Genomic DNA, 23,233 nt, shown 5'->3' with positions numbered 1-23,233 from the left:
CATCTCCGTAAATGGGTGATTCGTTCGCTGCGCGATGTGGGACAATGAATGCGGTAATTCCTTTTGATACCAAGGAGCGCGCAATGAAGGCCGTATACGCATCCACCGTCAACCATGCCGATCCGCTTGCCGCGTTGGCAGTGGGCGAGCAGCCCGAACCCCAGGCCCGCCCGTTCTGGTCGACCGTTTCGGTGCGCGCGGTGACCGTAAACCATCACGACGTCTGGTCGCTACAGGGTGTGGGTCTCGCCGCCGAACAGACGCCGATGATCCTGGGCACCGATGCCGTGGGCGTTCTGGACGAGGACATCCCCGGCAAGCATGGGCTCAAGGCCGGCAGCGAAGTGGTGCTGTACACGTTCGTCGGCACCGATGGCGCGGGCGTGGCCCCGGGCGAGCGCCGCACGATCCTCTCCGAGAAATACCCCGGCACGATGGCCGAGAAGACTTCCGTGCCGTCCGCCAACGTGTTCGCCAAGCCCGCAAGCCTCACCACGGCTGAGGCGGCCGCACTCGGCACCAGCTGGCTGACCGCCTACTCGCTGTTGTTCGATGCCGCCGGCATCAAGCCGGGCGACTCCGTGCTCATTCAGGGCGCGGGCGGCGGCGTGTCCACTGCGGCCATCCAGCTCGCCCATGCCGCCGGTCTGGAGGTGTTCGTCACCTCGCGCGACGCGGACAAGCGCTCCAAGGCGCTGAAACTTGGCGCGAACGCCGCGCTGGAGATCGGTGCCCGCCTGCCGCGCAAGGTCGATGCGGTGATCGAATCCGTGGGGGCGGCCACATGGGGCCATTCGGTGCGGTCGGTGCGTCCCGGCGGCACCATCGCCATCTGCGGCGCCACCACCGGCGACCAGCCCGGTGCGGAGCTCACGCGACTGTTCTTCCAGGACATTCGCGTGCAGGGCTGCACCATGGGTTCGCGCGAGGATTTCGCACGATTGCTGCGCTTCGTGGAGCACGCCGACCTGCATCCGGTGATCGATTCCGTGGTCAGCGGGTTGGACGCCGCCCCCGAGGCGTTCGCCAGAATGATCGCCGGCGACATGTTCGGCAAGATCGTTATTGAGCTGTAAGCCTCACAGAATTATGTATTGAGAACGATTCGCTGCGTGGCTTAACTCCGCTATCAGGAGTACAGTGGGCCTTATTCTCAATAACTAGGGAGTAAATGATAATGGCAAATGAATCCAAGCCCGAAGTCGCAGTGGTCATGGGATCGGCCAGCGACTGGGAGACCATGAAGCGCGCCTGCGATATTCTCGACCAGTTCGGCGTCGCCTACCACAAGCAGGTCATCTCCGCGCACCGCACGCCCGAGCTCATGGCCGAGTTCGCGCACAACGCCCGCGCCAATGGCCTGAAGGTCATTATCGCCGGTGCCGGCGGTGCCGCCCACCTGCCGGGCATGATCGCCGCGCAGACCACACTGCCCGTGATCGGCGTGCCCGTGCGCTCCCACGCCCTGTCCGGCTGGGATTCGCTGCTGTCCATCGTGCAGATGCCCGGCGGCATTCCGGTGGCCACCACCGCCGTCGGCAACTCCGGTGCCACCAACGCCGGCCTGCTCGCCGTGCAGATGCTCTCCGCCTTCGAGCCCGAACTGGCCGACAAGCTTGAGGATTACCGTAACGAACTGAAGGAAAAGGTGGCCGAATCCAATGCCCAGCTTGTCTGAAGAAACGGGCGGCCGCGTCTCCATGCTGATGCCGGGCTCGACCATCGGCATCATCGGCGGCGGCCAGCTCGGCCGCATGATGGCTCTGTCCGCCCGCTACATGGGCTTCCGCGTCGGCGTGCTTGACCCAACGCCGAACTGCCCGACCGGTCAGGTGGCCGACTTCCAGATCACCGCCGAGTACGATGACAAAACCGCCATCCATGATCTGGCCGTGCAGTCCGACGTGCTCACCTACGAGTTCGAGAACGTGGACGCCGGCGCCATCGACGAGGTGCGCGGCATCACCGCCACCCCGCAGGGCACCGACTTGCTGCGCGTGACCCAGCACCGCGTGCGCGAGAAGCAGTTCATCAACGACCACGGCACCGCCACCGCACCGTGGCGCGCTGTCAACAACTTCGATGAGCTTGACGCCGCATTGGGTGATATTCATTATCCGGCCGTGCTGAAGACCGTGTCCGGCGGCTACGACGGCCACGGTCAGCTCGTGCTGCGTTCCGACGCCGACTTGGAGAAGATCCGCTCCCGCTCCGACCGTGGTGGTGGCTTCCCGCCGAGCATCCTGGAAGGCTTCGTCGACTTCGCATTCGAGGCTTCGATTCTGGTCTCCGGCAACGGCAAGGACTTCGTCACCTTCCCGATTGTGCGTAACGAGCACCGCAACAACATCCTGCATATGACCATCGCCCCCGCCGAGGTGTCCGAACATGTGGCTCGCGAAGCGCATGAACTGGCGATTCGCCTGGCCAAGGGCTTCGAACTGGCTGGCACGCTGGCCATCGAACTGTTCATCACCAAGGACGATCAGGTCATCGTCAACGAGCTCGCCCCGCGCCCGCACAACTCCGGCCACTACACCATCGAGGCCTGCTCGATGGACCAGTTCGACGCCCACATCCGCGGCATCGCCGGCTGGCCTCTGCCCAAGCCCAAGCTGCTCTCGCCGGCCGTGATGGTCAACGTACTTGGCCAGCATGTGGAACCGACGCGCGCGCTGATCGCCACCCACCCGGAGTGGAATGTGCACGACTACGGCAAGGCCGAAGTGCGCCACGACCGCAAGATGGGCCACATCACCGTGCTCACCGGCGACCCGGCCAAGACGGTCGCTGACCTTGAGGCCACCGGCTGCTGGGACGACCTGAAAAAGAAGGCGTGACCTTACCGATGGTTGAACATATCGAACGCCAGACCAAGCAGAAGGACGCGATTCGCGCCGCCTTGGCCGACTGCGAGGAGTTCATCTCCGCTCAGGACCTGCACCGCAGGCTGGAGGACGAAGGCTCGAAAATCGGCTTGGCCACCGTATACCGCCAGCTCAACGCCTTGGCCGATGCCGGTGCCGCCGACACGATCCGCCTGGACGGCCAGCAGCTGTTCCGCCTATGCGGCGACGACGGACATCACCACCACTTGGTGTGCAGGCGGTGCGGCAAAACCGTGGAAATCGACCCGCCCAGCGAGGCTTGGCTGCGCAAAGTGGCCGACGGCCACGGCTTCACCGTTGAATCCCACACCTTGGAGGTCTTCGGACTGTGCTCTGATTGCCAAAAGGAGCAGAAAGCGCAGAAGGCTCAGAAAGCAGTGAGCGAATAACAAATGGGATCGGCTTCAAAGCCGATCCCATTTGTTATTCCGCTGCTATTCCACTGACTTCAGCGCGCCGAGCATGCTGTTTCTTTGAGGTCGTGTTCTGCACGATGCCTTTCACGCCGTCCAGCTTCATGAGCTTGGCGCTGCGCGACTCCACATTGGAGGTCTCGTGGTTCTTGAGCCGCACCATATAGGCGTTCGACTGGTGCTGCTCGCCGAACACGTGCTTATAGCCACCCGAAGTCATGAACATGAAATGCCCGAAGTAGGGAAGCCGGCTTGTCACGCAGCTTGCGTTTGGCCGCTACCCAGGCCGGTACCACGGTGCTCGCCCAGGCCAGCAGGAACGCCGCCAGGGTGATGGCAGGGTGGAACGCCAGCATGACACGCCGATGTAAATGCAAATGATAATAATTCTCAATACATGTTATTCTGTCGTGTTGGTGGCTGGGCGATGATGCAGCAACAGCAGCATCGCCCAGCCGTTCGGCTAATTAGAGAGGAAAACCCAATCATGTCCATCATGTCCAACGCCAAGCGCGCGCTCGCCATCGCGGCCGCCGCGGCGACCCTGCTCTCGATGGCCGCCTGCGGTTCCAGCAACGCCGCCAGCGGCAAGTCCGATTCCAGCGGCGCCGCGTCTTCCGGCAAGATCGAGGTCGTCGCCTCCATCAACCAGTGGGGTTCCGTGGCCGAAGACCTCGGCGGCAGCAACGTCGAAGTCACCAACATCATGACCAAGACCAACGTCGAGGCGCACGATTACGAGCCCACCAGCCAGGATGTCGCCAAGTTCGGCACCGCCAAGGTAGCCGTAGTCAACGGCGCCGATTACGACCCGTGGGCCACCAAGGCCGCCCAGCCGACCAAGGCCACGCTGGTCACCGCCGCCGAAACCGCCGGCATCAAGGAAGGCGACAACCCGCACGTCTGGTTCTCCGCCAAGGTGCGTTCCAACACCGCCGACGCCATCACCGCCGCCTACCAGAAGGCCGACCCGAGCCACAAGGACGACTACGCCAAGCTCAACAAAGAATGGCACGCCAAGGAAGACCAGCTTGAGTCCAAGATCAAGGAGACTTCCGCCAAGACCGAGGGCCTGCCGTACGCCGCCACCGAATCCGTGGCCTGGTACCTGGCCGACGACCTCAAGATGACCGACGCCACTCCGAAGGGCTACGCCCAGGCCTCCGCCAACGAGAGCGAGCCGACCCCGGCCGACATCAAGGACTTCCAGGACACCCTGAAGGCCGGCTTCATCAAGATGTTCGTCTTCAACAGCCAGGAAGCAAACTCCACTACTGACCAGATCACCGGTGCCGCCAAGGACGCCAACGTGCCGATCGTGGAGCTCGCCGAGCAGATGCCGAAGCAGTACACCAACCTGCTCGACTGGATGAGCGCACTGGTCGACCAGTTCGCCGCCGCCGTGAAGTAATGCGGCAGTAGCCGTCAATCCGCAACAGCGATAAGGGGAATAATCAAGTCAGATAGCGAGGCGTTGTCTAGGGGAGAACAGAACACTTCGCTATCAGGGATAGGCTCCTTATATATCAGGGTGCTTCGGGGATGTCCCGAGGCACCCTTTGCGTTAGGGTGAATAGTTAGGAAACGGTAAGAAAAATAGTGGAACTATGGATTTTCCAAGGTTCAGCGGCAACAATATGCCCTTGAAAAGTCACATACGGAAACAGGCGAATGAGCGAGAACACTAGTAATACCACCACAGTGAAACCCCATTTCAAGCTTTGGGCCAAAAAGGTCGAAGCCAATGAAGTCACGCCCCAACACCCCCACAAGCCCTTCCCCGGCTGGGTGTACGGCGTGCTCTTCGTTATCTTCGACATCATTGTCGTGACGGCGCTCGAAGTGGGCGTTTCGTCCAGCTCCACCCGTGTGCAGCTGTCCAGTCCGACCGTCGGATTCGGCTTCGTGAGCAAGATGTGGACCGACGGCAATTTCGTATTCGTGCTCAACGTGATACTTGTCGCGTTGCTGTACCTCATGTTGCTGATGCTGTTCAACCGGTTCTGGACGGCAAGCATCGTGATTCTTGCGGTCGGAATCATCGTGGCCGCCATCGAACATTTCAAGGTCGAGATCCGTTACGAGGCCATTCTGCCCGCCGATCTAGGCTTCCTTGGCTCGAACACCGGCAACATGCTCACCTTCATTCCGGCCGGTGCGCATGTGACCATCCTCGTGGCACTCGGCGCGTTCGCCGTACTGCTCGCGCTGATTCTGGTGCTGCGTCATTTCGATGGGCGCAAAGGTCGCATGATTCGTACGGATAACCTGAGCCTGAACCTCACCTCCCGTCTGATTCTTCTGCTGCTGCCGATTCTGGTGTTCGCGTTGTACTGCATTCATGTGAGAACCACCGATTCGCTGGCCAACAAGTTCTCCCGCGCCTTGGGAGACACGCCATCCATGTGGGATTCCGTGTATGACGCGCAGCGCAATGGTCCGCTCGTGGCCTTCACCCGCCAGCTCAACCCGAAGATCATGGACAAGCCGAGCAACTACTCCGAGGAGACCATGAAGAAGGTCGCCGCTCGCTATCAGAAGGAAGCGGAGACAATCAACGCCTCCCGCACCAACAACCTCACTGATTCGACAGTGGTGTACGTGTTGTCCGAATCCTTCTCTGACCCGAGCCGCGTGCCGGGACTGAAGACCAATAAGGATTCGATGCCCAACATCCGCAAGATCAAGGCGGGCACCACCTCCGGCCTGATGCTCTCCTCCGGCTACGGCGGAGGTACGGCCAATCTCGAATACATGGGACTTTCCGGCCTGAGCATGGCCAATTTCGAGTCCTCCCTGTCCAGCCCGTACCAGCAGCTGGTCCCGAGCCAGCATTGGACTCCCACCATCAACCAGCTGTGGGGCGCGCCCGTCAACTCGCTCGGCTACCACCCGTACGAATCCAGCATGTACTCGCGTGCCACGAACTACAAGAAGTTCGGCTTCTCGCACTTCTACACGTTGACCGGTCCGGACGTGATCAAGTATCAGGACAAGATCGACGAGTCGCCGTACGTCTCTGATAAGTCTTCCTATGATTCTGCGTTGGAAGGCATCAAGTCCGGCAAGACGAACAAGTTCATTCAGATCATTACCATGCAGAATCACATGCCCTACCACGAGTGGTATGAGAATAACGACTACACCGCCGAATCCACCACGGGTACGCCGCTGGGTGATGATGAACAGCAGTCGATTGAGACCTATCAAAAGGGTGTGGAGATTACCGATCAGGCCACTCAGGAGTTCCTGAATGAACTGGATGCGCTGGATAAGCCCGTCACCGTGGTGTTCTATGGCGACCACTTGCCGGGCATCTACTCGTCCGCCAGCGAGGATGACAACAACTCCTTGGCCCTGCACCTGACCGATTACTTCATCTGGTCGAATAAGGCTTCCAGCTCCCAAGGCAATAAGGCAAGCGATGCAGCCTACTCCTCGCCGAACTTCTTCGTGGCGCAGGCCGCCGATCACATGAACGCCAAGGTCAGCCCGTATCTAGCGTTCCTGACCGAAATGCATTCCAAGATCGCCGCCATGGAACCGCCTGTGGTCAACAAGATCCAAGGCTGGGATCGTATCCCCGAAGGCCAGAACATCTATCTTGATCAGAACGGCAACCCGATGTCCACCGATGACTTCGACAAGGAAACCAAGCAGTTGCTTGCCGACTACAAGCTCATCCAATACGACATCACCGCCGGCAAAAACTACCTCAAAGACACGGACTTTATGACGCTGCCGTAAAGCAGACAGCCTAGTAGGCTGTCTGTAGGCAGCGTGCGAGCCGACAGACGAGCCAGCAAGGCGCGGGGCGTAGCCCGTCCAAAATTGCAGTAGCGCTGCCGTAAAGCAGGGGGTGCTTTCATGACGAACCAGACTTTCGAACAACTGAAGAAGACTTACGAATCCGGTCGTACCCGGCCGCTGGCATGGCGCCGCGCGCAGCTGAACGCACTACGCCGTCTGGTTACGGAGAACCGTGATGCCTTTGTCTCCTCGGCTATGGCTGACTTGGGCAAGCCCGCGGCTGAAACCGTGCTCATGGAACTGAACCTGGTGGCTGGTGAAGCACAGTTCGTGCGCAATCGTCTGAGCCTTTGGACCGCCCGGCATCCCAAAGCGATGCATTGGATGTTGCAGCCGGCTGCCGGATGGACGATTGCCGAGCCCAAAGGCGTGGTGCTCATCATTTCACCGTGGAATTATCCGGTGCTGCTGGCCTTGGAACCAATGGCTGATGCGCTCGCTGCCGGTAACGCCGTCTGCTTGAAACCGTCCGAGCTTTCACCGAATACGTCCAAGCTCCTTGCTGAGTTGGTGCCGCAATACCTTGACTCCGAGGCCGTGCGCGTGGTCGAAGGCGGGCCCAAGGAAACCGGCGAACTGCTGAAATGCCCGTTCAACCACATCTTCTATACCGGTGGCGGCCACGTCGGCAAAATCGTCATGCGCGCGGCGGCCGAGCATCTGACGCCGGTCACGCTGGAACTCGGCGGCAAGTCGCCATGCTTTGTGGATCGCACTGCGGACATCAATGTGGCTGCACGCCGCATTGCGTGGGGCAAATTCACCAATGCCGGGCAGACTTGCGTGGCACCCGACTATGTGCTCGCCACGCCGGATGTGGCCGAGGCTCTGGCCGAGCGCATCGCCGTAGCCATCACCGAATTCTATGGCGAAGATCCGAAGGCCTCGCCTGATTTTGGTCGTATTATCAACGATCGTCATTTTGAACGACTGTGCAAGCTATTGCCGGTCGGCACCGTGCCGCCTGAGGAGCCGAGCTCGCCGCTGGTGCAGGTGGCATCGGCGGTAGGCGCGGCCATGGATATGGTTGGGCGGCGCTTCAATGCCGTGACTACTGGGCGCGGTGGCGCGGGGGAGATGGCCGGCAGCGCGAACAATGCGGCGAAGCCGACGGCCGGTTCGAATATGGCAGCCGCTGATGATGGTGCGACTGCCTCGGCCGCTGTTGAGCCGAGCGAGATTCACAAGGTGCCCGGCGTGTTCGACCTGGCCGGTCGAATCGTTTGCGGCGGCAAGGTCGATCGTGCCGCCCGGTATATCGCGCCTACCGTGCTGTACGGTACGTCGCCAGATGCGCCAGTAATGAAGGAGGAGATTTTCGGGCCGATTCTGCCGATTCTGGTGGTCGAGGATGCCGAGTCCGCAATCCGATTCATCAACAAGCGGTCCCGGCCGTTGGCTGCATATGTGTTCTCGCGCGATCACGAGGTTCGGCTGACTTTCGAACGTCAGACCAGCTCCGGAGCCTTGGGATATTCGCTGCCGTTGGGCCATCTGCTGTCCAGCCGGTTGCCGTTCGGTGGCGTGGGCGCGTCCGGCATCGGCACCTACCACGGCAAAGCAGGCTTCCTCACCTTCAGCCACGTCAAAACCGTGGTTACCAAGCCGCAGTTCCCCGACACTCTGCGCCTCGTGTACCCGCCCTTCAATGAAGCCAAGGCCAAACTGTTCGACATCATCGCCAAATTCAGCTAGCGTGATATCGCTCGCTGATATTGGGTGATGGCGTTGTCATAGTGACGTTCGCTGTCCCGGTAATTACGTCAATCGATTGATTCGTGTACCGGGCCAGATTTTTCTGTCCTAGTATTTGATTTCGGGTCATTTTTGCTTACCGGGACAAAACTGACGCCGGAAGTATCGTCCGCGTATTACGAAAATGGCGGAATAGTGCGGTTTCGTATGGAAGGGAATTTCAAATATTCCTATATTCGAGGGGTTCAGCTGTCCTGGTTTGCGAAAAAGAGCCGAAATCGGCTACCGGGACAGAAAAATCTGGCCCGGTAGCCACGTCAATCGATTGACATGTCTGCCAGGCCAAAAATATGCAGCAGATGCGCCGCTTCTGTTACTTCAGGGCTTTGAAGCCGATGTCGTGGCGGTAAAACAGTCCGCGCAGCTCGAGCTTGTCGATGATTGCGTAGACCTTGTCCTGGGCGGACTTGATGTCCGGAGCGGAGGTTTCGACGAGCAGCACGCGGCCAGAGTTGGCCACAAGGTTACCGTGCTCGTCAGAGGCGACACCGGCGTAGTAGACGTGCGAATCCTCGTCGACTTCGATTTCGGGCACACGGGCACCCTTGATGACGTTCTCCGGGTAGCCGTTGGAGGCGATGACCACGCCGAGGGTGGCGTTGGACTCATCCCAGGTGAATTCGGGGGTTTCGCCGTCGAGAATGGCGGAGATGCCGGCACCGAGGTCGGAGGTGAGCTTCGGGAGCACGACTTCGGTTTCCGGGTCGCCGAAGCGGGCGTTGAATTCGATGACCTTCGGGCCGTCGGCGGTGGCGATCAGACCGGCGTACAGGATGCCGGTGAATGGCGTACCTTCCTCGGCCATGCCTTCGACGGTGGGGCGCACGATTTTCTCGATGGCCTCGTCGACCACGGACTGCGGAATCTGCGGCACCGGGCTGTAGGCACCCATGCCACCGGTGTTCGGACCCTCGTCGCCATCGTGGGCGCGCTTGTGATCCTGGGAGATGGGCATCGGCCAGAAATCGGTGCCGTTGACAAAGCTCATCAGGGAGAATTCCTGGCCGTCCAGGAAGTCCTCGATAACGACCTTGGCACCGGCGGAGCCGAAGCGATGGTCGATGAAGATGTCTTCGAGTGCGCGCTGGGCGGTGTGCTCGTCCATGGCCACGGTCACGCCCTTGCCTGCCGCCAGACCGTCGGCCTTGATGACAATCGGGGCACCGTGCTCGTGTACGTAGTCCTGCGCCATCTCGAGATCGCTGAAGGTCTTGTATTGGGCGGTCGGGATGTTGTGTCGGTCCATGAGCTGCTTGGCGAAGTCCTTGGAACCTTCAATCTGGGCGGCGGCCTTGGACGGGCCGAACGCCTTGATGCCGGCGGCGGCGAAATCGTCCACGATGCCTTCGATCAGCGGGACTTCCGGGCCTACGAACACCCAGTCATAACCATTGTTCTTCACGAATTCGATAAGTGCAGCGTGATTCGACTGGCTCAGCTGCGTGGTGTGGATGCCGTCCTTGAGCATGCCCGGGTTGCCGGGAGCCACGGTGACTTCGTCGATGCTCGGTGCCTTGAGCAGCGTGTAGGCAATGGTGTGCTCGCGCGCGCCGGAGCCGATAACCAATACTTTCTGACCCATGTTGTTCCTTTCCTGCGGAAAGCGAGTTACTTCAGTACGATTTGCGTGCCGGTGGTGTCGGCGGTGATGGAGCCGAGCACGTAGGCGGGCTCGTTGTTGTCGGCGAGCAGCTTCAGCGCCTCGTCCTTACGAGCGGGGTCGATGGCCAGCACCATGCCGATGCCCATGTTGAAGATGTTGTACATCTCCTTATGATCGATGTTGCCGGCCTTCTCCAGCACGTCGAAGATCGGGAGCACGGGCCAGGTGCCGAGCTCGATTTCGGCGGCCAAGCCGTCCGGAATCATGCGCGGGATGTTCTCGATGAAGCCGCCGCCGGTGATGTGGGCCACGCCCTTGACTACGCCCGCCTTGAACAGGGGAGAGAGGGCCTTGACGTAGATCTTGGTGGGGGTGAGCAGCACGTCGCCGAGCTTTTCGCCGCCCAGCTCGTCGAGTTCGGTGTCCACGGTGTAGCCGGCCTGCTCGAACAGGGCCTTGCGCACCAGGGAGAAGCCATTGGAGTGTACGCCGGTGGAGGGCAGGCCGATGAGCACGTCGCCTTCAGCGATGGTGGAACCGTCCACGATGGCGGACTTTTCGGCAACGCCGACCGAGAATCCGGCGAGATCGTATTCGTCTTCGTCGTACATGCCCGGCATTTCGGCGGTTTCGCCGCCGACCAGCGCGGAACCGGCCTGTACACAGCCGTCGGCCACACCGGCCACGACCTGCTCAAGCAGTGCCGGGTCGTTCTTGCCGCAGGCGATGTAGTCAAGGAAGAACAACGGCTCGGCGCCCTGGGCGGCGATGTCGTTGACGCACATGGCCACGCAGTCGATGCCGATGGTGTCGTGCTTATTGGCCAGCTTGGCGACCATGAGCTTGGTGCCCACGCCGTCGGTGCCGGAGATGAGAACCGGCTCCTTGTAGCCCAAGGAGGCCAGATCGAACAGGCCGCCGAAGCCGCCGATGCCGCCGACCACGCCGGGGCGGTTCGTGCGGGCCACGTGCGACTTGATGCGCTTGACGACTTCGTACCCGGCTTCGACGCTCACGCCGGCGTTCTCATATGCTTTTGGCATTTGGTTGGCCTTTCTACTTATTTTGGCTCCCCTCTGGAGGGGAGCTGTCGGCAAAGCCGACTGAGGGGAGGCAAGCGCCTCTGGTTCAAAGAATTGTTATTGAGCGGATTGGTGGTGAGCTATTCGGCGTCCGGCTGCACGGTGTTGTACTCGTTGCCGATGTACTTGCTCTTGTACAGCGCGAATTCAGGCAGACGCACACGGTCCTCGGGCGTGAGGGACTTCAGGAAGTCGGCCTCGTAGTCGTCGAGCGCAGTGGGGTAGTCGCCGTTGAAGTAGGCGACGCACAGGCCACCGTATGGGGCGTCGGCGTTCAGTCCGATGGATTCGACCAGACCGTCGAGCGAAAGGTAGGCCAAGGAATCCGCGCCGATGTATTCGCGGATTTCCTCCACGCTCATCTTGGCTGCGATGAGTTCCTTGGTGGTGGAGATATCAATGCCATAGAAGCAAGGGTACTTCAGCGGCGGGGAGCTGATGCGCATATGCACTTCAGCGGCGCCGGCTTCCTTGAGCAGCTGCACGATGCGCTTGGACGTGGTGCCGCGCACGATGGAATCATCGATAACGATAACGCGCTTGCCTTTAACCACGCTGCGCACAGCAGAGAGCTTCATACGCACACCCTGCTCGCGCAGTTCTTGCGTGGGCTGAATGAAGGTGCGGGCCACATACTGGTTTTTGATTAGGCCCATTTCGTTGGGCAGGCCTGCTGCTTCCGCATAGCCGGATGCGGCGGACAATGAGGAGTTCGGCACGCCGATAACCATATCGGCCTCCACCGGGGATTCGGCGGCGAGACGTGCGCCCATGCGCTTGCGGGCGGAGTGCACGTTGACGCCATAGATATCGGAATCCGGGCGTGCGAAGTAGATGTATTCCATCGAGCAGATGGCCAGCTGCGTGTTGTTGGTGTACTGCACGATCTTGTAGCCGTGATCGTTGACCACCACGATTTCGCCCGGGCGAATGTTGCGCACCAGCTCGGCGCCGACGACATCCAGTGCGCAGGTTTCGGAGGCGAGCACGTAGGCGCCGTTCTTCATCTTGCCGAGGGAGAGCGGGCGGAAGCCGTTCGGGTCGAGTGCGCCGATCATGGCGTCTTCGGTCATCAGCAGGTAGGCGAAACCGCCATGCACCGTGTTGAGCGCTTCCTTGAGCTTGTCCATAAAGGTGCGCTGCATCGAACGGCGAATCAAGTGCATCAGCACTTCGGTGTCGGAGTTCGAATGGAAGATGGCGCCTTCGTCTTCAAGCTTGCGGCGCAGTGACGGGCAGTTCGTCAGGTTGCCGTTATGGCACAGAGCCACGTCGCCGTCATGGAAGCGGAAGATGAACGGCTGGATGTTGTCCGTGGTGCCCGAGCCGGCCGTTGCGTAACGCACGTGGCCGATGGCGCAATTGCCCTTCAGTCGTTCGATTTCGCGCTCATCGCCGAACACCTGGGTGAGCAGGCCGAGTCCGCGATGACCGATGAGATGACCGTTATCGTTGGAGACGATGCCGGCACCTTCCTGACCGCGATGCTGCAGCGCGTGCAGGCCAAAATAGGTGAGTCGTGAGGCGTCGGGGTGGCCCCATACGCCGAAGATGCCACATTCCTCATGAATGTCTTCGAGTTCAGCCGACAAGCCAAAGCTCCTTTTTCAAACAGGGGATTAACTATCTGCCAACCCTACCAATCGGCGGCTACATCGCGTGTTGTGGGGTGGTGGAACTTGTTGGGGTTCGCGGACGCGGTTTAAGCACCAGATCAGTTGAGTATGAATAGTGGCTTAGGATTTTGGCCTTTCGCTGTTTGTGGTGGGTGGTTGTGGTGTGGGGTGATGCCGGAGGGTAGGTTGGAGGCATGGATGTCTCTTACCTGTTCACCGCCGCATTACCTGGTGCTCCACTTTGTGCTCAAGCGTGATACCGAATTGTCGGTGTGACGTGATCGGTTGACTTTCGTCAACGCAATTTGAAAGGCTCCGCCGGTATTATCCGTCGGAGCCTTTCGTCGTATGAATCCGGTGTTTGTTTTTCGGCTTCGTCTCAGTGCCTGAAATGGCTGAAGAACTCGATGGTCTCGGGATTCTGCGACTCGTCCATCACCTCGGCGGGTGTGCCGTTCTCGGCGATGACGCCGTGACGGAGCAGTACGATGCGGTCGGCCGCTTCGTGGGCGAAGCTCATTTCGTGCGTGGCCATGAGGATTGTGGTGCCTTGGGCCTTTAACTCGGCAACCATGTTGAGCACTTCGCCGACCAGCATCGGATCAAGAGCAGATGTGATCTCGTCAAGCAGCAGCAGTTCCGGGTCGGTCATCAGTGCGCGCGCAATCGCCACGCGCTGCTGCTGGCCGCCAGAGAGCTGATCAGGGTAGGCGCTGGCTTTATCGCGCATGCCGATGCGTTCAAGCAGTTCCATAGCGCGGGTTTCGGCGCGATCCTTGCTCCAGTGGTGAACCTTGATTGCGGCAAGGGTCACGTTCTTGAGCACCGACATGTGGGGGAAGAGGTTGAACTGCTGGAACACCACGCCGATACGTGCGCGAATCTTGTCCTGATCGGCACGCGGGTCGGTGATATCGGTATTGCCCAGCCAAATCTGGCCGTCATCGACCTGTTCAAGCAGGTTGACGCATTTCATCAATGTGGATTTGCCTGAACCGGAAGGCCCCAGCAAAGCCACCACCTCATGTTGGTGAATGTCAAAGGAAATGCCACGCAGCACCTGCGTGTTTCCAAAGGATTTGCGCACGTCATCAAGACGCAGCACCGTCTTGTTGCTCACGGGGGAGTCACTCGCCTCGGTGTTGATATTGGATATTTCGCTCATACCGTTCCTCCGCTGAGTTCGCGTTTACGCAGACGTTCCGTGTACCAGTCGTTCAGCAGGATGAACGGCACGCTCATCAGGATGAACAGCAGGCTGGCGACCACATACGGCGTGAAGTTGTAGGTGCTGGCCACGTCGATCTGTGCGGCGCGCACGGCATCCACCGCACCCAGCACGGAAATCAGGCCGACGTCCTTTTGCATGGAGATGAAGTCATTCATCAGTGCGGGCGCCACTTTGCGCAATGCCTGAGGAATGACGATCAGTCGGGTCGTCTGGCCGGAGGTCAGGCCCAACGAGCGGGCCGAGGCTCGCTGAGAAGGATGTACGTCGTTAAAACCGGCACGCAGCACCTCGGAGACGTAGGCGCTGTATCCCATTACCACTGCAATGGTGCCGAGTACCGAGGGATCGATACGGCCGAACAAGCCTAGGCCGGGAATGCCGAAACCGATTAGATACAGCACGACGATAATAGGCACGCCGCGCATCACAGTCGTGTAGATCAATGCCAGGATACGCAGCGGGAACAGAATAGGGGAGCGGCTGGTGCGCACCAATGCGATCAGCGTGCTTAGAATCGCCACGCCGACCACTGCGACGAGCAGAACGCGGATGTTGAGCCATAGGCCGTCAAGCACATGGGGAAACGATTTGACGAAGTATTCGCCGGAGAAGAAGGTCTCCTTGACTCGTGGCCAGCCGGGGGAGAGCTTCAGGCCGATGACGATGACCACCACGAACACAACGGTGCTGATCAGACTGGTAATCGTCGATTGAATTTGCTGATGAACACGATATTGGCGTCGTTTGAGCTCGACCTGACTTACCTCGTGTCCGTCAGGGGCATTGTACTGCCTGGTTTCGGTTGGTGCTGCGGTCATGTGATGAATGTCGCTCGCTTCCTGAATGCCGGAATGGCCGGGTGTCACAGGAAAATTTCCGCAGCGCCCGGCCAAGGTGTTGTGACCTTATGATGTGAGCCTACTCCACTTACTTCTTCAGTTCGGTCAGGTCGGTGGTGTACTCGGCCAGCCACTTGTCCTGAAGCTTCTTGATGGTGCCGTCGGCGTTCAGGTCATCCACTGCCTTGGTCACGGCTGCAGTCAGCTTGGAATCTTTCGGCAGCACGATGCCCATGCCGCTCTTGTCTTCGGAGTCAGGCAGACGGCCGAGCACCTTGGCGTCCTTGACCTGCTCGGACTGCACCATGTACACGCATTCCACGGTGCTGGTGACCAGTGCGTCGATTTGACCGGCGTCAAGTGCCTGAGCCAGTGCGGCATCATCATTGAACGTCTGGATGTCGTCCTTGATGTTCGCCTTGGCGTAGTCGTAGGCAAGGGTGCCGACCATGACGCCCACGGTCGCATCCTTCAGATCGGATACCTTGGTGGCGTTGGCGAACTTGCTGTCTTTCTTGACCACGACGGACTGGCTGTCGTTGTAGTAGCTGGACGAGAAGTCAACGGCCTTCTTGCGCTCGTCGGTGATGCCGAACTGCTGGATGTTGAAATCCCAGTCCTTGGCGCCGGGAGCGATGGCGGTGTCGAATGCGGTGCGGGTCCACACCACGTCGCTCTTCTTGAAACCGAGCTTGTCGGCCACTGCGTAGGCGACGGCCGCCTCGTAGCCCTCACCGCTTTCCGGCTTGTCGTTCATAACCCACGGCTCGTAGGCCGGCTGTCCGGTGGCGATGGTCAGCTTGCCCGGCTTGTACGTCTGCTGGGTGATGTCGTCCGAATCGGTGGAATTGGATGCGGTGGACTGGCCGGAACCGCAGGCTGCGGTGAACGACAGAGCCAGGATGCTGACGGTGGCCGCAATGGTACGGACGATGTGTCGCTTATTGAACATGGGTTTCCTCTCCTCAAGTGTTCGTCATGCACACGGTTCAAACCGTGCTTGATGCATTCGCGCCAATTGTATGGCTATTGGGTTACAAAACATCGATATTTTCGGATGCTGGCTATCGCCATTGCTTATGGCCGACTAGAGCCGCGCAATCTGGCGCGTAAGCGGACGGATATCTCATATTGGCGCAGAGCGAAATGGCGTTCACTGTTCGAGTGTGAAGCCGTCGAATACGAATCCCGGACTGACCACACAGGAGACCAGCGCATCGCCCTGGCCTGGCACTGTGCGCTGCCAGACGCCAGCCGGTACGACCGCATGTCCCGATACGGTTACGTCGGCCTGATCGGTGGTGATGCCGGAACCCAAGGTGATTACGGTTCGCTTGGATTCGTCGGATTCCGGAGTCTCGTCGCTGCCGCCGAGCTCCAGTTTGACCGATGCCGGGCCATGCCACAGCCAGACCTCATCCGCATCGACCTTATGCCAGGCGCTGGCATCTCCCTCGGGCAGCAGGAAGTAAATCAGTGACGATAGCGGTCGGCTTGAGGCCTCATCCGTGTGCGGGGATTGCCAGTCACGCGTGTACCAGCCGCCTTCGGGGTGGGTTTCCAGTCCAAGGCGTTCCACTATGGACCGGGCGTATGGACTCATGTCTTGCAAAGCGACGCTCATAATGAGATCTCCTGTTCTTGGCGGGTTTGCTGGTTTTTGGCTTCTTGATATCAGGTCAGGTCAGCGGTGTCACCAGGCGTTGTTGTAGGCTTCGCGCCCGGATATCACCGTGGCTCGGTTCGTGCCTGCGCCGTGCCTCACCAGTGTTTCCAGCGTTTCTTCGATGCCGGCCGGAGATGATGTGTCGACGGGGATGTCGAAGAACGCGAAATCAGCCAATGCGCCCGCGTTGATTTGTCCAATGCGGTTGCGGCCCACGTGCATGCCCATGGAGGCGGCGCCGCCCAGCGTCATCATACGAATCAGGCGATGTGTCAGATCGTCGCTGGCATAGCCTTGTTCGCGGGCCAGGTCGTAAAGCATCGACACATCATCAAGCAGATCGAGGGTCGGCGTGCTGGAGAGCGAATCGGTGCCCACGCTTACCAGATTGCCTTCCTCGAGGTATTCGCGCACCGGTGCATCTTTGCCGGTGTTGGTAATGCGATTCGATCGGGGGCACAAGGCCACGCCCACGCCGCGCTGACGTAGAATACGCCGATCCTCGCCATTGGCCCACACGCCGTGTGCAATGTGCACATCCGGTCCAAGCGAGCCAAGCTGATCGACGAACTGGATGGCGGAGGCGCCTTTGCCCACTTCCTTGAGCTGCCGGTAGCTTTCCCAATCGTGGTCACTCCAGTCGGCCGCCGAATAAGTGGTGAGCACCGGCGGATAAGTGCCGGCCTCGAGCGGGGTCTCCGCCAGATGGATATGCAGTCGCATGTTCAGCTGACGAGCAATGTCTGGAAGATCAACGAACGGTTCGGACTCCAGCGTATACGGAGCATGCGGGCTGATGCCGAGGTTTGGCAGCTGCTCCTCGTTCATCCGGCGCAACTGCCGGATGAGCTCAGTGCGGCCCTTTTCCATCCATTCGGCGTTGTGCCAGCCCATTACCTCCCAATAAGCGATGCCGTGCATGCCCTGCGAAGCCAGCGCGCCGGCGGCGTCCAAATCGGTGACGATGTCTGCGGCGGCCGTCGTTCCCGATTCGACCATCTGGCGAGCGCCGTCCTCGGCCCACTGCTTCCATGGCTGGGTCTTCTGCGCCTCGGCGTACACCTCGTTGAATGCCAGTTCCCAGGCGCGGAACCGATCGTAGGTGCCTTGCCCGACCTGCACCATGCCGCTGTACTGCAGATGAGTGTGCGCGTTGATCAATCCGGGGGTGAGCACCCCATCCCAATGCCGTTCATGGATGGTGCCGTGAGCCGTCATTTCCTGCTTCAGCGCCTTCAGCACCCAGCGGCGTTTACCTACATGAACCACGCGGTCGCCATGTATGGCAACTGCGCCATCGATGATGACGGGGCCCGTCACGGGGATGATGAGTTTGGCGGAATACAGTGTCACATCATCGATAAGCTCGGTATCGACGGTCGACCAGGTGTTGTCGGTCATATTCTCCTCGCTGCGTTGTGTTCGGTGCCGTGTCTATGGCTATCGGTCGGCGTTCTCTCGGTCGTTTTCCGCGAATCTGGTCAGTCGCCAATTGTAGCCGTTGTCCTCCACGGCATGGCTGGCTCGGTATCCGCGCGCCTTGAGCGCGCTGGCGGCGATGCGCTGGTCGGTCGCTGCGTCAAGTCTGATAAGCGTGTGATCCAGTGTGCCTCGATGTTCCAGAAGATATGCGACGGCGCTGGCCTGTACGGCGAAGCTCAGATCCATGATCTCGATTGGATTGCCGCCTCCCACCGTGTAGTTCACGCCATCGCCGTCGGCGATTAGCGTGAGCGTTGGTCCGTCGGGAACATTGAGTTGCACGGTGTCCCTGTTGACCTGTGGGGTGAAGTCGCTTACCTCGTCCAAGGCGATTTCGTTGGCGATGCCGCCGATCACTGCGAGCGCCGCGCCCTCGTGCATTGCGCGCATGTGCTCAAGTGTGACCGTATGTCTCACGCCAGTGGCGGACACCACCATATCCGCGCAAGGGAGTGCCTCGTCAATGTCTTGTGCGGCGAAGCCGTCGAACACCGCTTTGAGTGAAGCCACTGGATCGATATCGCAGATGGTGACTTCGGCGCCAAGCGCGCGAATGCGCCGTGCGAAGCCTTGGCCGACCGGGCCGTAGCCGATGACGGTGACGTTCTTACCGTCGAATGCATGCTCGCCGAGAATGCGCTGCATGGTGGTCACGCATGTCTCCCCAGTGCCGTGGGCGTTGTCGAATCCGGTTTTCAGCACACTGTCGTTAACGGCTACGACCGGGTAGGTGAGGGCTCCCGCTTCCTGCATCTGCTGGAACGCGCGTACGCCGCTGGTCGTTTCCTCGGCCACTCCAATGAGGTTCGCCGTGAGTTCGGGGCGTTCGAGCGAAGCGAGACGGGCGAAGCTGGCACCATCGTCGATGATGATGTCCGGCTGTATTTCGTCCAGCAGGTGCAGGGCCGCCTCGTGCGCCTGTTCCGCGGTCCAGTCTCGGCTGGATTCGACCGTGATTCCTTCCCGGCGCAGCTGTTCCGCCACTCGGGGATCCGTGGAATCCGGGCCGCAATATACGCCGACGATTGCGCCGGCGGCCTTAAGCTTGCGCAGCAGAATCGCGGTCTTTGGCTCCAGTATCAGACAGACGGCAATACGAATGCCTGAGAAATCGACGCGAGTGGTGAGGCTATCCATGGTGTCACGTAATACCGGCATGTGCTGTTCCGCGTACTCCATTGCCTCCAGTCCGCTTGCCTTGCGCATATCGGTGATGGAATCGATGCTTTGTGTGCCGTCGCATAGGAATTCCTCGTTGTGCTCGTCGGTCATCGTGGCATCTTCGACGGTCATGCCCCATTGCTGGGCCTGAGACTTGATTTCGGCATGCTTCTGTGGCTCCGGAATCGCGAGTCGGGCTCCTGCCAGTGATCGATTCGTCTTCTGGGATCGGGCTGCCGCCCACGCTGCAAAATCGCTGTCTGCTGTAATGCTTTTCTTCATATTCCCCATGGTACGCATGCATGCCGCTGCTCCGCCGCTGCGCGTGTGGCGTGGGTGAAGAGCGTGTTTGGGCGCGTTGCGTGCGTCGACTTCGGCAGTTTCGAACAGGCATGTTGCATCGAACAAATGTTCGACTGTGTTGATATGCTGGTCGGGCCAGCGGTGGTAAGGAGGTGATGGCGATGGGCAGCGGAACGGTATCGACGCAACGCGAGCATACCTATATTGCCATTGATCTCAAGTCCTTCTATGCCTCGGTGGAGTGCGTGGCGCGCGGACTCGACCCGTTGACCACGCATCTGGTGGTGGCCGATGAAACCCGCACCGATAAGACAATATGTTTGGCGGTCTCACCCTCGCTGAAGAACTATGGCATTCCCGGTCGTGCGCGGCTATTCGAGGTAAAACAGCGCCTGAATGGAGTCAACATCGAGCGCGCGGTCCATGCTCCCGGCGGCCGATTAATCGGGGAGTCCTGCGATGCGTGCGACCTGGAACGCTCGCCGGGGCTCAAAGCCTCGATGGTCATCGCCAAGCCGCGCATGGCGCACTATCTGGAAATCAGCGGGCAAATATATGGCATCTACCTCAAATACGCCGCACCCGAGCACATCCATGTCTACTCGATTGACGAGGTGTTCATCGACGCCACGCCATATCTGCGCTCGCTGGGTATGGGGCCGCATGCGATGGCGCGAACCATCGTGCGCGAAATCCTCACCAAAACCGGCATCACCGCCACTGCCGGCATCGGCTCCAACATGTATCTGGCCAAAGTCGCCATGGATATCGTCGCCAAGCACATGCCCGCCGACAAGGACGGCGTGCGCGTGGCCGAACTGAATGAAATGTCATATCGTCGGCTGCTTTGGGATCATCGTCCGCTCACCGATTTTTGGCGGGTTGGGCGCGGCTATGCCAAGAAGCTCGAGCATGCCGGACTGATGACCATGGGCGATATCGCCCGATGCTCGGTGGGTCGTGCTTCGGATTACTACAACGAAGACCTGCTGTATCGCATGTTCGGTGTCAATGCCGAACTGCTCATCGACCATGCGTGGGGCTGGGAGCCGTGCGAAATCGCGGATATCCGATCCTATGAGCCAGGTGCGCACAGCATTAGCAGTGGGCAGGTGCTCACCGGCCCCGCCGACTATGCCACGGCCCGGCTGATCACCAAGGAGATGGCTGATGCGCTGGCCCTCGATCTGGTCGATAAAAGCGTGCTGACGAACCGACTGACGCTCGCCGTCGGCTATGACATCGGCAGTCTTGATTCGTCAAAGCTCGATTCGTGCGCTGATTATGCGATGAAACGTGCCGCTGAGCGGGCGGCGAAAAGCTATCAAGGGCCGGTGACCATCGACCGATTTGGGCGCAAGGTGCCCAAGAGCGCGGTCGGGTCGATTGGTTTGGGTGATTTCACCTCGTCGTCGGCACGTATTCGTGAGGCTATGACGATGTTGTACGAGCGCATTGTGGATTCACGCTTGCTTGTGAGGCGGTTGACCGTCATCGCCGATGATGTGGCCACTCCGGAGGAGCTGGCCGCCGGCAAACGCTATGAACAGCTCGACTTGTTCGGTGATGACGGGGCCCAATCGTATGGATCCGATTCCACCAGCGAAAAAGATGGAGAGCATGATATCCAGCGTGCGCTGCTGGATGTGAAACGTAAATTCGGCCGCAACGCCGTCATCAAAGCCATGGACATGGAAGACGGTGCCACCGGTCAGGACCGCAACCGTCAGATCGGAGGCCATCGCGCATGACCCTGCAAGAGACCCGTGCGTACGACGACATCATCAACCTGCCACACCATCAGTCGCGCAAGCATCCGCACATGTCCCGCCACCAGCGGGCCGCGCAGTTCATGCCGTTCGCGGCCCTGACCGGCTACAACCAAGTCATCGAGCAAACAGCAAAAAACGCCGAAACCGCCATCGCTCAGGCCGAAGCCCAAGGCGATACCGATTTCGGCGCTTGACAATCGCTCTCGTTGGAGGAAGTCTCAGATTCGTCAGCCTACGTGACGTTCGAAGCGGTGGAAGCCGGTGATCTTGTCGATTTCGGCCATCGCGTCAGCCGGAATCACAAAGCCCGCGGCCTTCATGTTGTTCTCCAGTTGGCTGGGCTTGGAGGCGCCGGCGATCACACAGCTGATCTCCGGGTGCTGCAGGATCCATGCCATGGAAAGCACCGGCAGGTTCGTGCCGAGCTCGTCGGCCACCTTGCGCAGCTGCTCGACCTTGTCGAGGTTCTCATCGGTCAGCAGATCGTTGATCTGGTGGTCGGACTGCCAGGTGGCGCGCGAGCCGGCCGGCAGCGGCTGGCCCTTGCGGTACTTGCCGGTCAGCAGACCCTGCGCGAGCGGGGAGAACGTGGTGATGCCGATGCCGAGCTTGCGGCAGGTGCCCATGATCTCATGCTCGATGTAACGGTCGTTTAGGTTGTACTGCGGCTGAACCACGGTGATCGGGTACAGGTTGTAGCGGTCGATGATGCGCTGGGCCTCTTCAAGGCGAGCCGAACCCCACTCCTCGGAAACGCCATAGTACAGCACCTTGCCTTGGGCGACCAGGTCGCTCATCGCGCGCAAGGTCTCGGTAAGGTCGGTGGTCTCGTCAAAACGGTGGCAGAAGTACATGTCCAGATAATCGGTCTGCATGTTCTTCAGCGTCTGGTCGATGCTCTCGAAAATGTGCTTGCGGGACAGGCCGCGGTCGTTCACGCCTTCGCCGGTGGGGAAGTAGACCTTGCTGGAAATGACCAGTTCCTTACGCGGGTACTGCTTCAGCGTCTTGCCGAGGAAGCGTTCGGCCGCGCCGCCAGAATAGGCGTCCGCGCAGTCGAAGAAGTTGACGCCGGAATCGTAGGCGAGCTTCACGGTCTCCTTGGCCACGTCCTCAGCCGCCGTGCCCTTGAGATCCGTGACCCAGCTGCCCAGTGCGACCTCGCTGATCTTCAGTCCCGACTTGCCAACGCTGCGATACTTCATGTGTGCTCCTTGATAATCAATCGTCACCGTCGTCTCTTCATGGCCGGCCGTGAACGCTAACAATTCTTATTGAAACAGTTCAACCCCACTTGAACGCAAGTTGGCGGCTATTGCGACACGCCGGTGGTGACTTCGCGGGCGCAACGAATGAAATCATCAATGACGCTCCACCGATACGATGTGGCCGGAACGCCGAACTGAATGGCATATGCGGTATCCGGGCCGCAATCCAGCACGCGCAAAGTACGCAACCGTTCGCCGTCAAGCAGCGCTGGCAGGAACCGCTCCGGGCATAGGCAGGCACCCATGCCGTAATGGCACAGTTCCAGCAGAGTCAGTACGTTATCCGAACGGGCTGTGACTTTCGGCTCAAAACCGGCACGGCGGAACAGCAGATCGGCAATGCG

General features: G+C 60.0%; 21 protein-coding genes. 9 read left to right on the top strand and 12 right to left on the bottom strand.

Annotated elements, in window-relative coordinates:
* Positions 1-83: 83 nt before the first annotated feature.
* The 4 genes from Q5H31_RS05480 to Q5H31_RS05465 all read left to right on the top strand — a co-directional run bounded on the left by Q5H31_RS05480 (position 84) and on the right by Q5H31_RS05465 (position 3,277).
* Entirely contained in the window at positions 84-1,076 is a 993-nt protein-coding gene (locus Q5H31_RS05480; protein WP_131278484.1) for a zinc-binding dehydrogenase, read from the top strand.
* A gap of 101 nt (positions 1,077-1,177) precedes the next feature.
* On the top strand, positions 1,178-1,678 hold the full coding sequence (purE, locus tag Q5H31_RS05475; RefSeq protein WP_010081100.1) for a 5-(carboxyamino)imidazole ribonucleotide mutase: 501 nt from the start codon (positions 1,178-1,180) through the stop codon (positions 1,676-1,678).
* Positions 1,662-2,840 (top strand): 5-(carboxyamino)imidazole ribonucleotide synthase, encoded by a 1,179-nt coding sequence (gene purK, locus Q5H31_RS05470; protein ID WP_008783576.1) that lies wholly within the window; start codon positions 1,662-1,664, stop codon positions 2,838-2,840. Before purE ends, purK begins: the two co-directional genes overlap by 17 nt.
* Before the next feature lie 8 nt (positions 2,841-2,848).
* Positions 2,849-3,277, top strand: a complete 429-nt coding sequence (locus Q5H31_RS05465) for a Fur family transcriptional regulator (RefSeq protein WP_007051236.1) — start codon at positions 2,849-2,851, stop codon at positions 3,275-3,277.
* 34 nt (positions 3,278-3,311) lie between these two features.
* Here the strand turns inward: Q5H31_RS05465 and Q5H31_RS05460 are convergent, their stop codons facing one another.
* Complete coding sequence (locus Q5H31_RS05460; RefSeq protein ID WP_007053664.1) at positions 3,312-3,527, bottom strand: hypothetical protein; 216 nt, start codon at positions 3,525-3,527, stop codon at positions 3,312-3,314.
* 261 nt (positions 3,528-3,788) lie between these two features.
* On the opposite strand from Q5H31_RS05460, the gene Q5H31_RS05455 reads away from it, so the two are divergent.
* From Q5H31_RS05455 to Q5H31_RS05445, 3 genes are all read left to right on the top strand, one after another.
* On the top strand, positions 3,789-4,712 hold the full coding sequence (locus tag Q5H31_RS05455; protein WP_008783577.1) for a metal ABC transporter solute-binding protein: 924 nt from the start codon (positions 3,789-3,791) through the stop codon (positions 4,710-4,712).
* Positions 4,713-4,972: 260 nt separating this feature from the next.
* Positions 4,973-7,048 carry an LTA synthase family protein gene (locus Q5H31_RS05450; protein WP_131209638.1) on the top strand — a complete coding sequence of 692 codons (2,076 nt, stop codon included), beginning with the start codon at positions 4,973-4,975 and terminating at the stop codon, positions 7,046-7,048.
* A gap of 120 nt (positions 7,049-7,168) precedes the next feature.
* Entirely contained in the window at positions 7,169-8,806 is a 1,638-nt protein-coding gene (locus Q5H31_RS05445; RefSeq protein WP_007051231.1) for an aldehyde dehydrogenase family protein, read from the top strand.
* Positions 8,807-9,179: 373 nt separating this feature from the next.
* Here Q5H31_RS05445 and purD read toward each other — a convergent pair whose 3' ends face one another.
* From purD to Q5H31_RS05400, 9 genes are all read right to left on the bottom strand, one after another.
* Positions 9,180-10,448 carry a phosphoribosylamine--glycine ligase gene (gene purD, locus Q5H31_RS05440; protein WP_007051230.1) on the bottom strand — a complete coding sequence of 423 codons (1,269 nt, stop codon included), beginning with the start codon at positions 10,446-10,448 and terminating at the stop codon, positions 9,180-9,182.
* A 26-nt stretch (positions 10,449-10,474) separates the two neighbouring features.
* Complete coding sequence (purM, locus tag Q5H31_RS05435; protein ID WP_010081095.1) at positions 10,475-11,512, bottom strand: phosphoribosylformylglycinamidine cyclo-ligase; 1,038 nt, start codon at positions 11,510-11,512, stop codon at positions 10,475-10,477.
* A 119-nt stretch (positions 11,513-11,631) separates the two neighbouring features.
* Positions 11,632-13,143 (bottom strand): amidophosphoribosyltransferase, encoded by a 1,512-nt coding sequence (gene purF / locus Q5H31_RS05430; protein WP_007051228.1) that lies wholly within the window; start codon positions 13,141-13,143, stop codon positions 11,632-11,634.
* Between the two features lie 403 nt (positions 13,144-13,546).
* Positions 13,547-14,332 (bottom strand): amino acid ABC transporter ATP-binding protein, encoded by a 786-nt coding sequence (locus tag Q5H31_RS05425; protein WP_302457572.1) that lies wholly within the window; start codon positions 14,330-14,332, stop codon positions 13,547-13,549.
* Positions 14,329-15,216, bottom strand: a complete 888-nt coding sequence (locus Q5H31_RS05420; protein WP_302457571.1) for an amino acid ABC transporter permease — start codon at positions 15,214-15,216, stop codon at positions 14,329-14,331. Before Q5H31_RS05420 ends, Q5H31_RS05425 begins: the two co-directional genes overlap by 4 nt.
* Before the next feature lie 109 nt (positions 15,217-15,325).
* On the bottom strand, positions 15,326-16,189 hold the full coding sequence (locus tag Q5H31_RS05415; RefSeq protein WP_007053658.1) for an ABC transporter substrate-binding protein: 864 nt from the start codon (positions 16,187-16,189) through the stop codon (positions 15,326-15,328).
* A gap of 201 nt (positions 16,190-16,390) precedes the next feature.
* The gene (locus Q5H31_RS05410) at positions 16,391-16,861 is read right to left on the bottom strand and encodes a cupin domain-containing protein (RefSeq protein WP_007051224.1); all 471 of its coding nucleotides are present in this window, start codon (positions 16,859-16,861) and stop codon (positions 16,391-16,393) included.
* A 69-nt stretch (positions 16,862-16,930) separates the two neighbouring features.
* On the bottom strand, positions 16,931-18,304 hold the full coding sequence (locus Q5H31_RS05405) for an amidohydrolase family protein (protein ID WP_014485787.1): 1,374 nt from the start codon (positions 18,302-18,304) through the stop codon (positions 16,931-16,933).
* Between the two features lie 39 nt (positions 18,305-18,343).
* Positions 18,344-19,846 carry an adenosylhomocysteinase gene (locus Q5H31_RS05400; protein ID WP_008783579.1) on the bottom strand — a complete coding sequence of 501 codons (1,503 nt, stop codon included), beginning with the start codon at positions 19,844-19,846 and terminating at the stop codon, positions 18,344-18,346.
* A 164-nt stretch (positions 19,847-20,010) separates the two neighbouring features.
* Here Q5H31_RS05400 and Q5H31_RS05395 point away from each other — a divergent pair, with 164 nt between their 5' ends.
* Positions 20,011-21,600 (top strand): Y-family DNA polymerase, encoded by a 1,590-nt coding sequence (locus Q5H31_RS05395; protein ID WP_007057658.1) that lies wholly within the window; start codon positions 20,011-20,013, stop codon positions 21,598-21,600.
* On the top strand, positions 21,597-21,815 hold the full coding sequence (locus Q5H31_RS05390; protein WP_007051220.1) for a hypothetical protein: 219 nt from the start codon (positions 21,597-21,599) through the stop codon (positions 21,813-21,815). The genes Q5H31_RS05395 and Q5H31_RS05390 overlap by 4 nt, the downstream gene beginning before the upstream one ends.
* Positions 21,816-21,848: 33 nt before the next feature.
* Here Q5H31_RS05390 and Q5H31_RS05385 read toward each other — a convergent pair whose 3' ends face one another.
* A complete protein-coding gene (locus Q5H31_RS05385) occupies positions 21,849-22,826 on the bottom strand; it encodes an aldo/keto reductase family protein (RefSeq protein ID WP_007051219.1) in 978 nt (325 codons plus the stop codon).
* A 107-nt stretch (positions 22,827-22,933) separates the two neighbouring features.
* A partial coding sequence (locus Q5H31_RS05380) for a LysR substrate-binding domain-containing protein (RefSeq protein WP_302457570.1) occupies positions 22,934-23,233 on the bottom strand: 300 nt, incomplete at its 5' end.

This window comes from uncultured Bifidobacterium sp. (assembly GCF_959020155.1).
Taxonomy (GTDB): Bacteria; Actinomycetota; Actinomycetes; order Actinomycetales; family Bifidobacteriaceae; genus Bifidobacterium.
This window is presented reverse-complemented; position numbering and strand designations above follow the sequence as displayed.

Coding starts and splice junctions, on each gene's coding strand:
- Q5H31_RS05480 (WP_131278484.1), top strand. CDS start 84: ATGAAGGCCGTATACGCATCCACCGTCAACCATGCCGATCCGCTTGCC.
- Q5H31_RS05405 (WP_014485787.1), bottom strand. CDS start 18,304: ATGACCGACAACACCTGGTCGACCGTCGATACCGAGCTTATCGATGAT.
- Q5H31_RS05465 (WP_007051236.1), top strand. CDS start 2,849: ATGGTTGAACATATCGAACGCCAGACCAAGCAGAAGGACGCGATTCGC.
- Q5H31_RS05455 (WP_008783577.1), top strand. CDS start 3,789: ATGTCCATCATGTCCAACGCCAAGCGCGCGCTCGCCATCGCGGCCGCC.
- purM (WP_010081095.1), bottom strand. CDS start 11,512: ATGCCAAAAGCATATGAGAACGCCGGCGTGAGCGTCGAAGCCGGGTAC.
- Q5H31_RS05425 (WP_302457572.1), bottom strand. CDS start 14,332: ATGAGCGAAATATCCAATATCAACACCGAGGCGAGTGACTCCCCCGTG.
- Q5H31_RS05450 (WP_131209638.1), top strand. CDS start 4,973: ATGAGCGAGAACACTAGTAATACCACCACAGTGAAACCCCATTTCAAG.
- Q5H31_RS05400 (WP_008783579.1), bottom strand. CDS start 19,846: ATGCGTACCATGGGGAATATGAAGAAAAGCATTACAGCAGACAGCGAT.
- Q5H31_RS05460 (WP_007053664.1), bottom strand. CDS start 3,527: ATGTTCATGACTTCGGGTGGCTATAAGCACGTGTTCGGCGAGCAGCAC.
- Q5H31_RS05395 (WP_007057658.1), top strand. CDS start 20,011: ATGGGCAGCGGAACGGTATCGACGCAACGCGAGCATACCTATATTGCC.
- purE (WP_010081100.1), top strand. CDS start 1,178: ATGGCAAATGAATCCAAGCCCGAAGTCGCAGTGGTCATGGGATCGGCC.
- purK (WP_008783576.1), top strand. CDS start 1,662: ATGCCCAGCTTGTCTGAAGAAACGGGCGGCCGCGTCTCCATGCTGATG.
- Q5H31_RS05420 (WP_302457571.1), bottom strand. CDS start 15,216: ATGACCGCAGCACCAACCGAAACCAGGCAGTACAATGCCCCTGACGGA.
- Q5H31_RS05390 (WP_007051220.1), top strand. CDS start 21,597: ATGACCCTGCAAGAGACCCGTGCGTACGACGACATCATCAACCTGCCA.
- Q5H31_RS05410 (WP_007051224.1), bottom strand. CDS start 16,861: ATGAGCGTCGCTTTGCAAGACATGAGTCCATACGCCCGGTCCATAGTG.
- Q5H31_RS05445 (WP_007051231.1), top strand. CDS start 7,169: ATGACGAACCAGACTTTCGAACAACTGAAGAAGACTTACGAATCCGGT.
- purD (WP_007051230.1), bottom strand. CDS start 10,448: ATGGGTCAGAAAGTATTGGTTATCGGCTCCGGCGCGCGCGAGCACACC.
- Q5H31_RS05385 (WP_007051219.1), bottom strand. CDS start 22,826: ATGAAGTATCGCAGCGTTGGCAAGTCGGGACTGAAGATCAGCGAGGTC.
- Q5H31_RS05415 (WP_007053658.1), bottom strand. CDS start 16,189: ATGTTCAATAAGCGACACATCGTCCGTACCATTGCGGCCACCGTCAGC.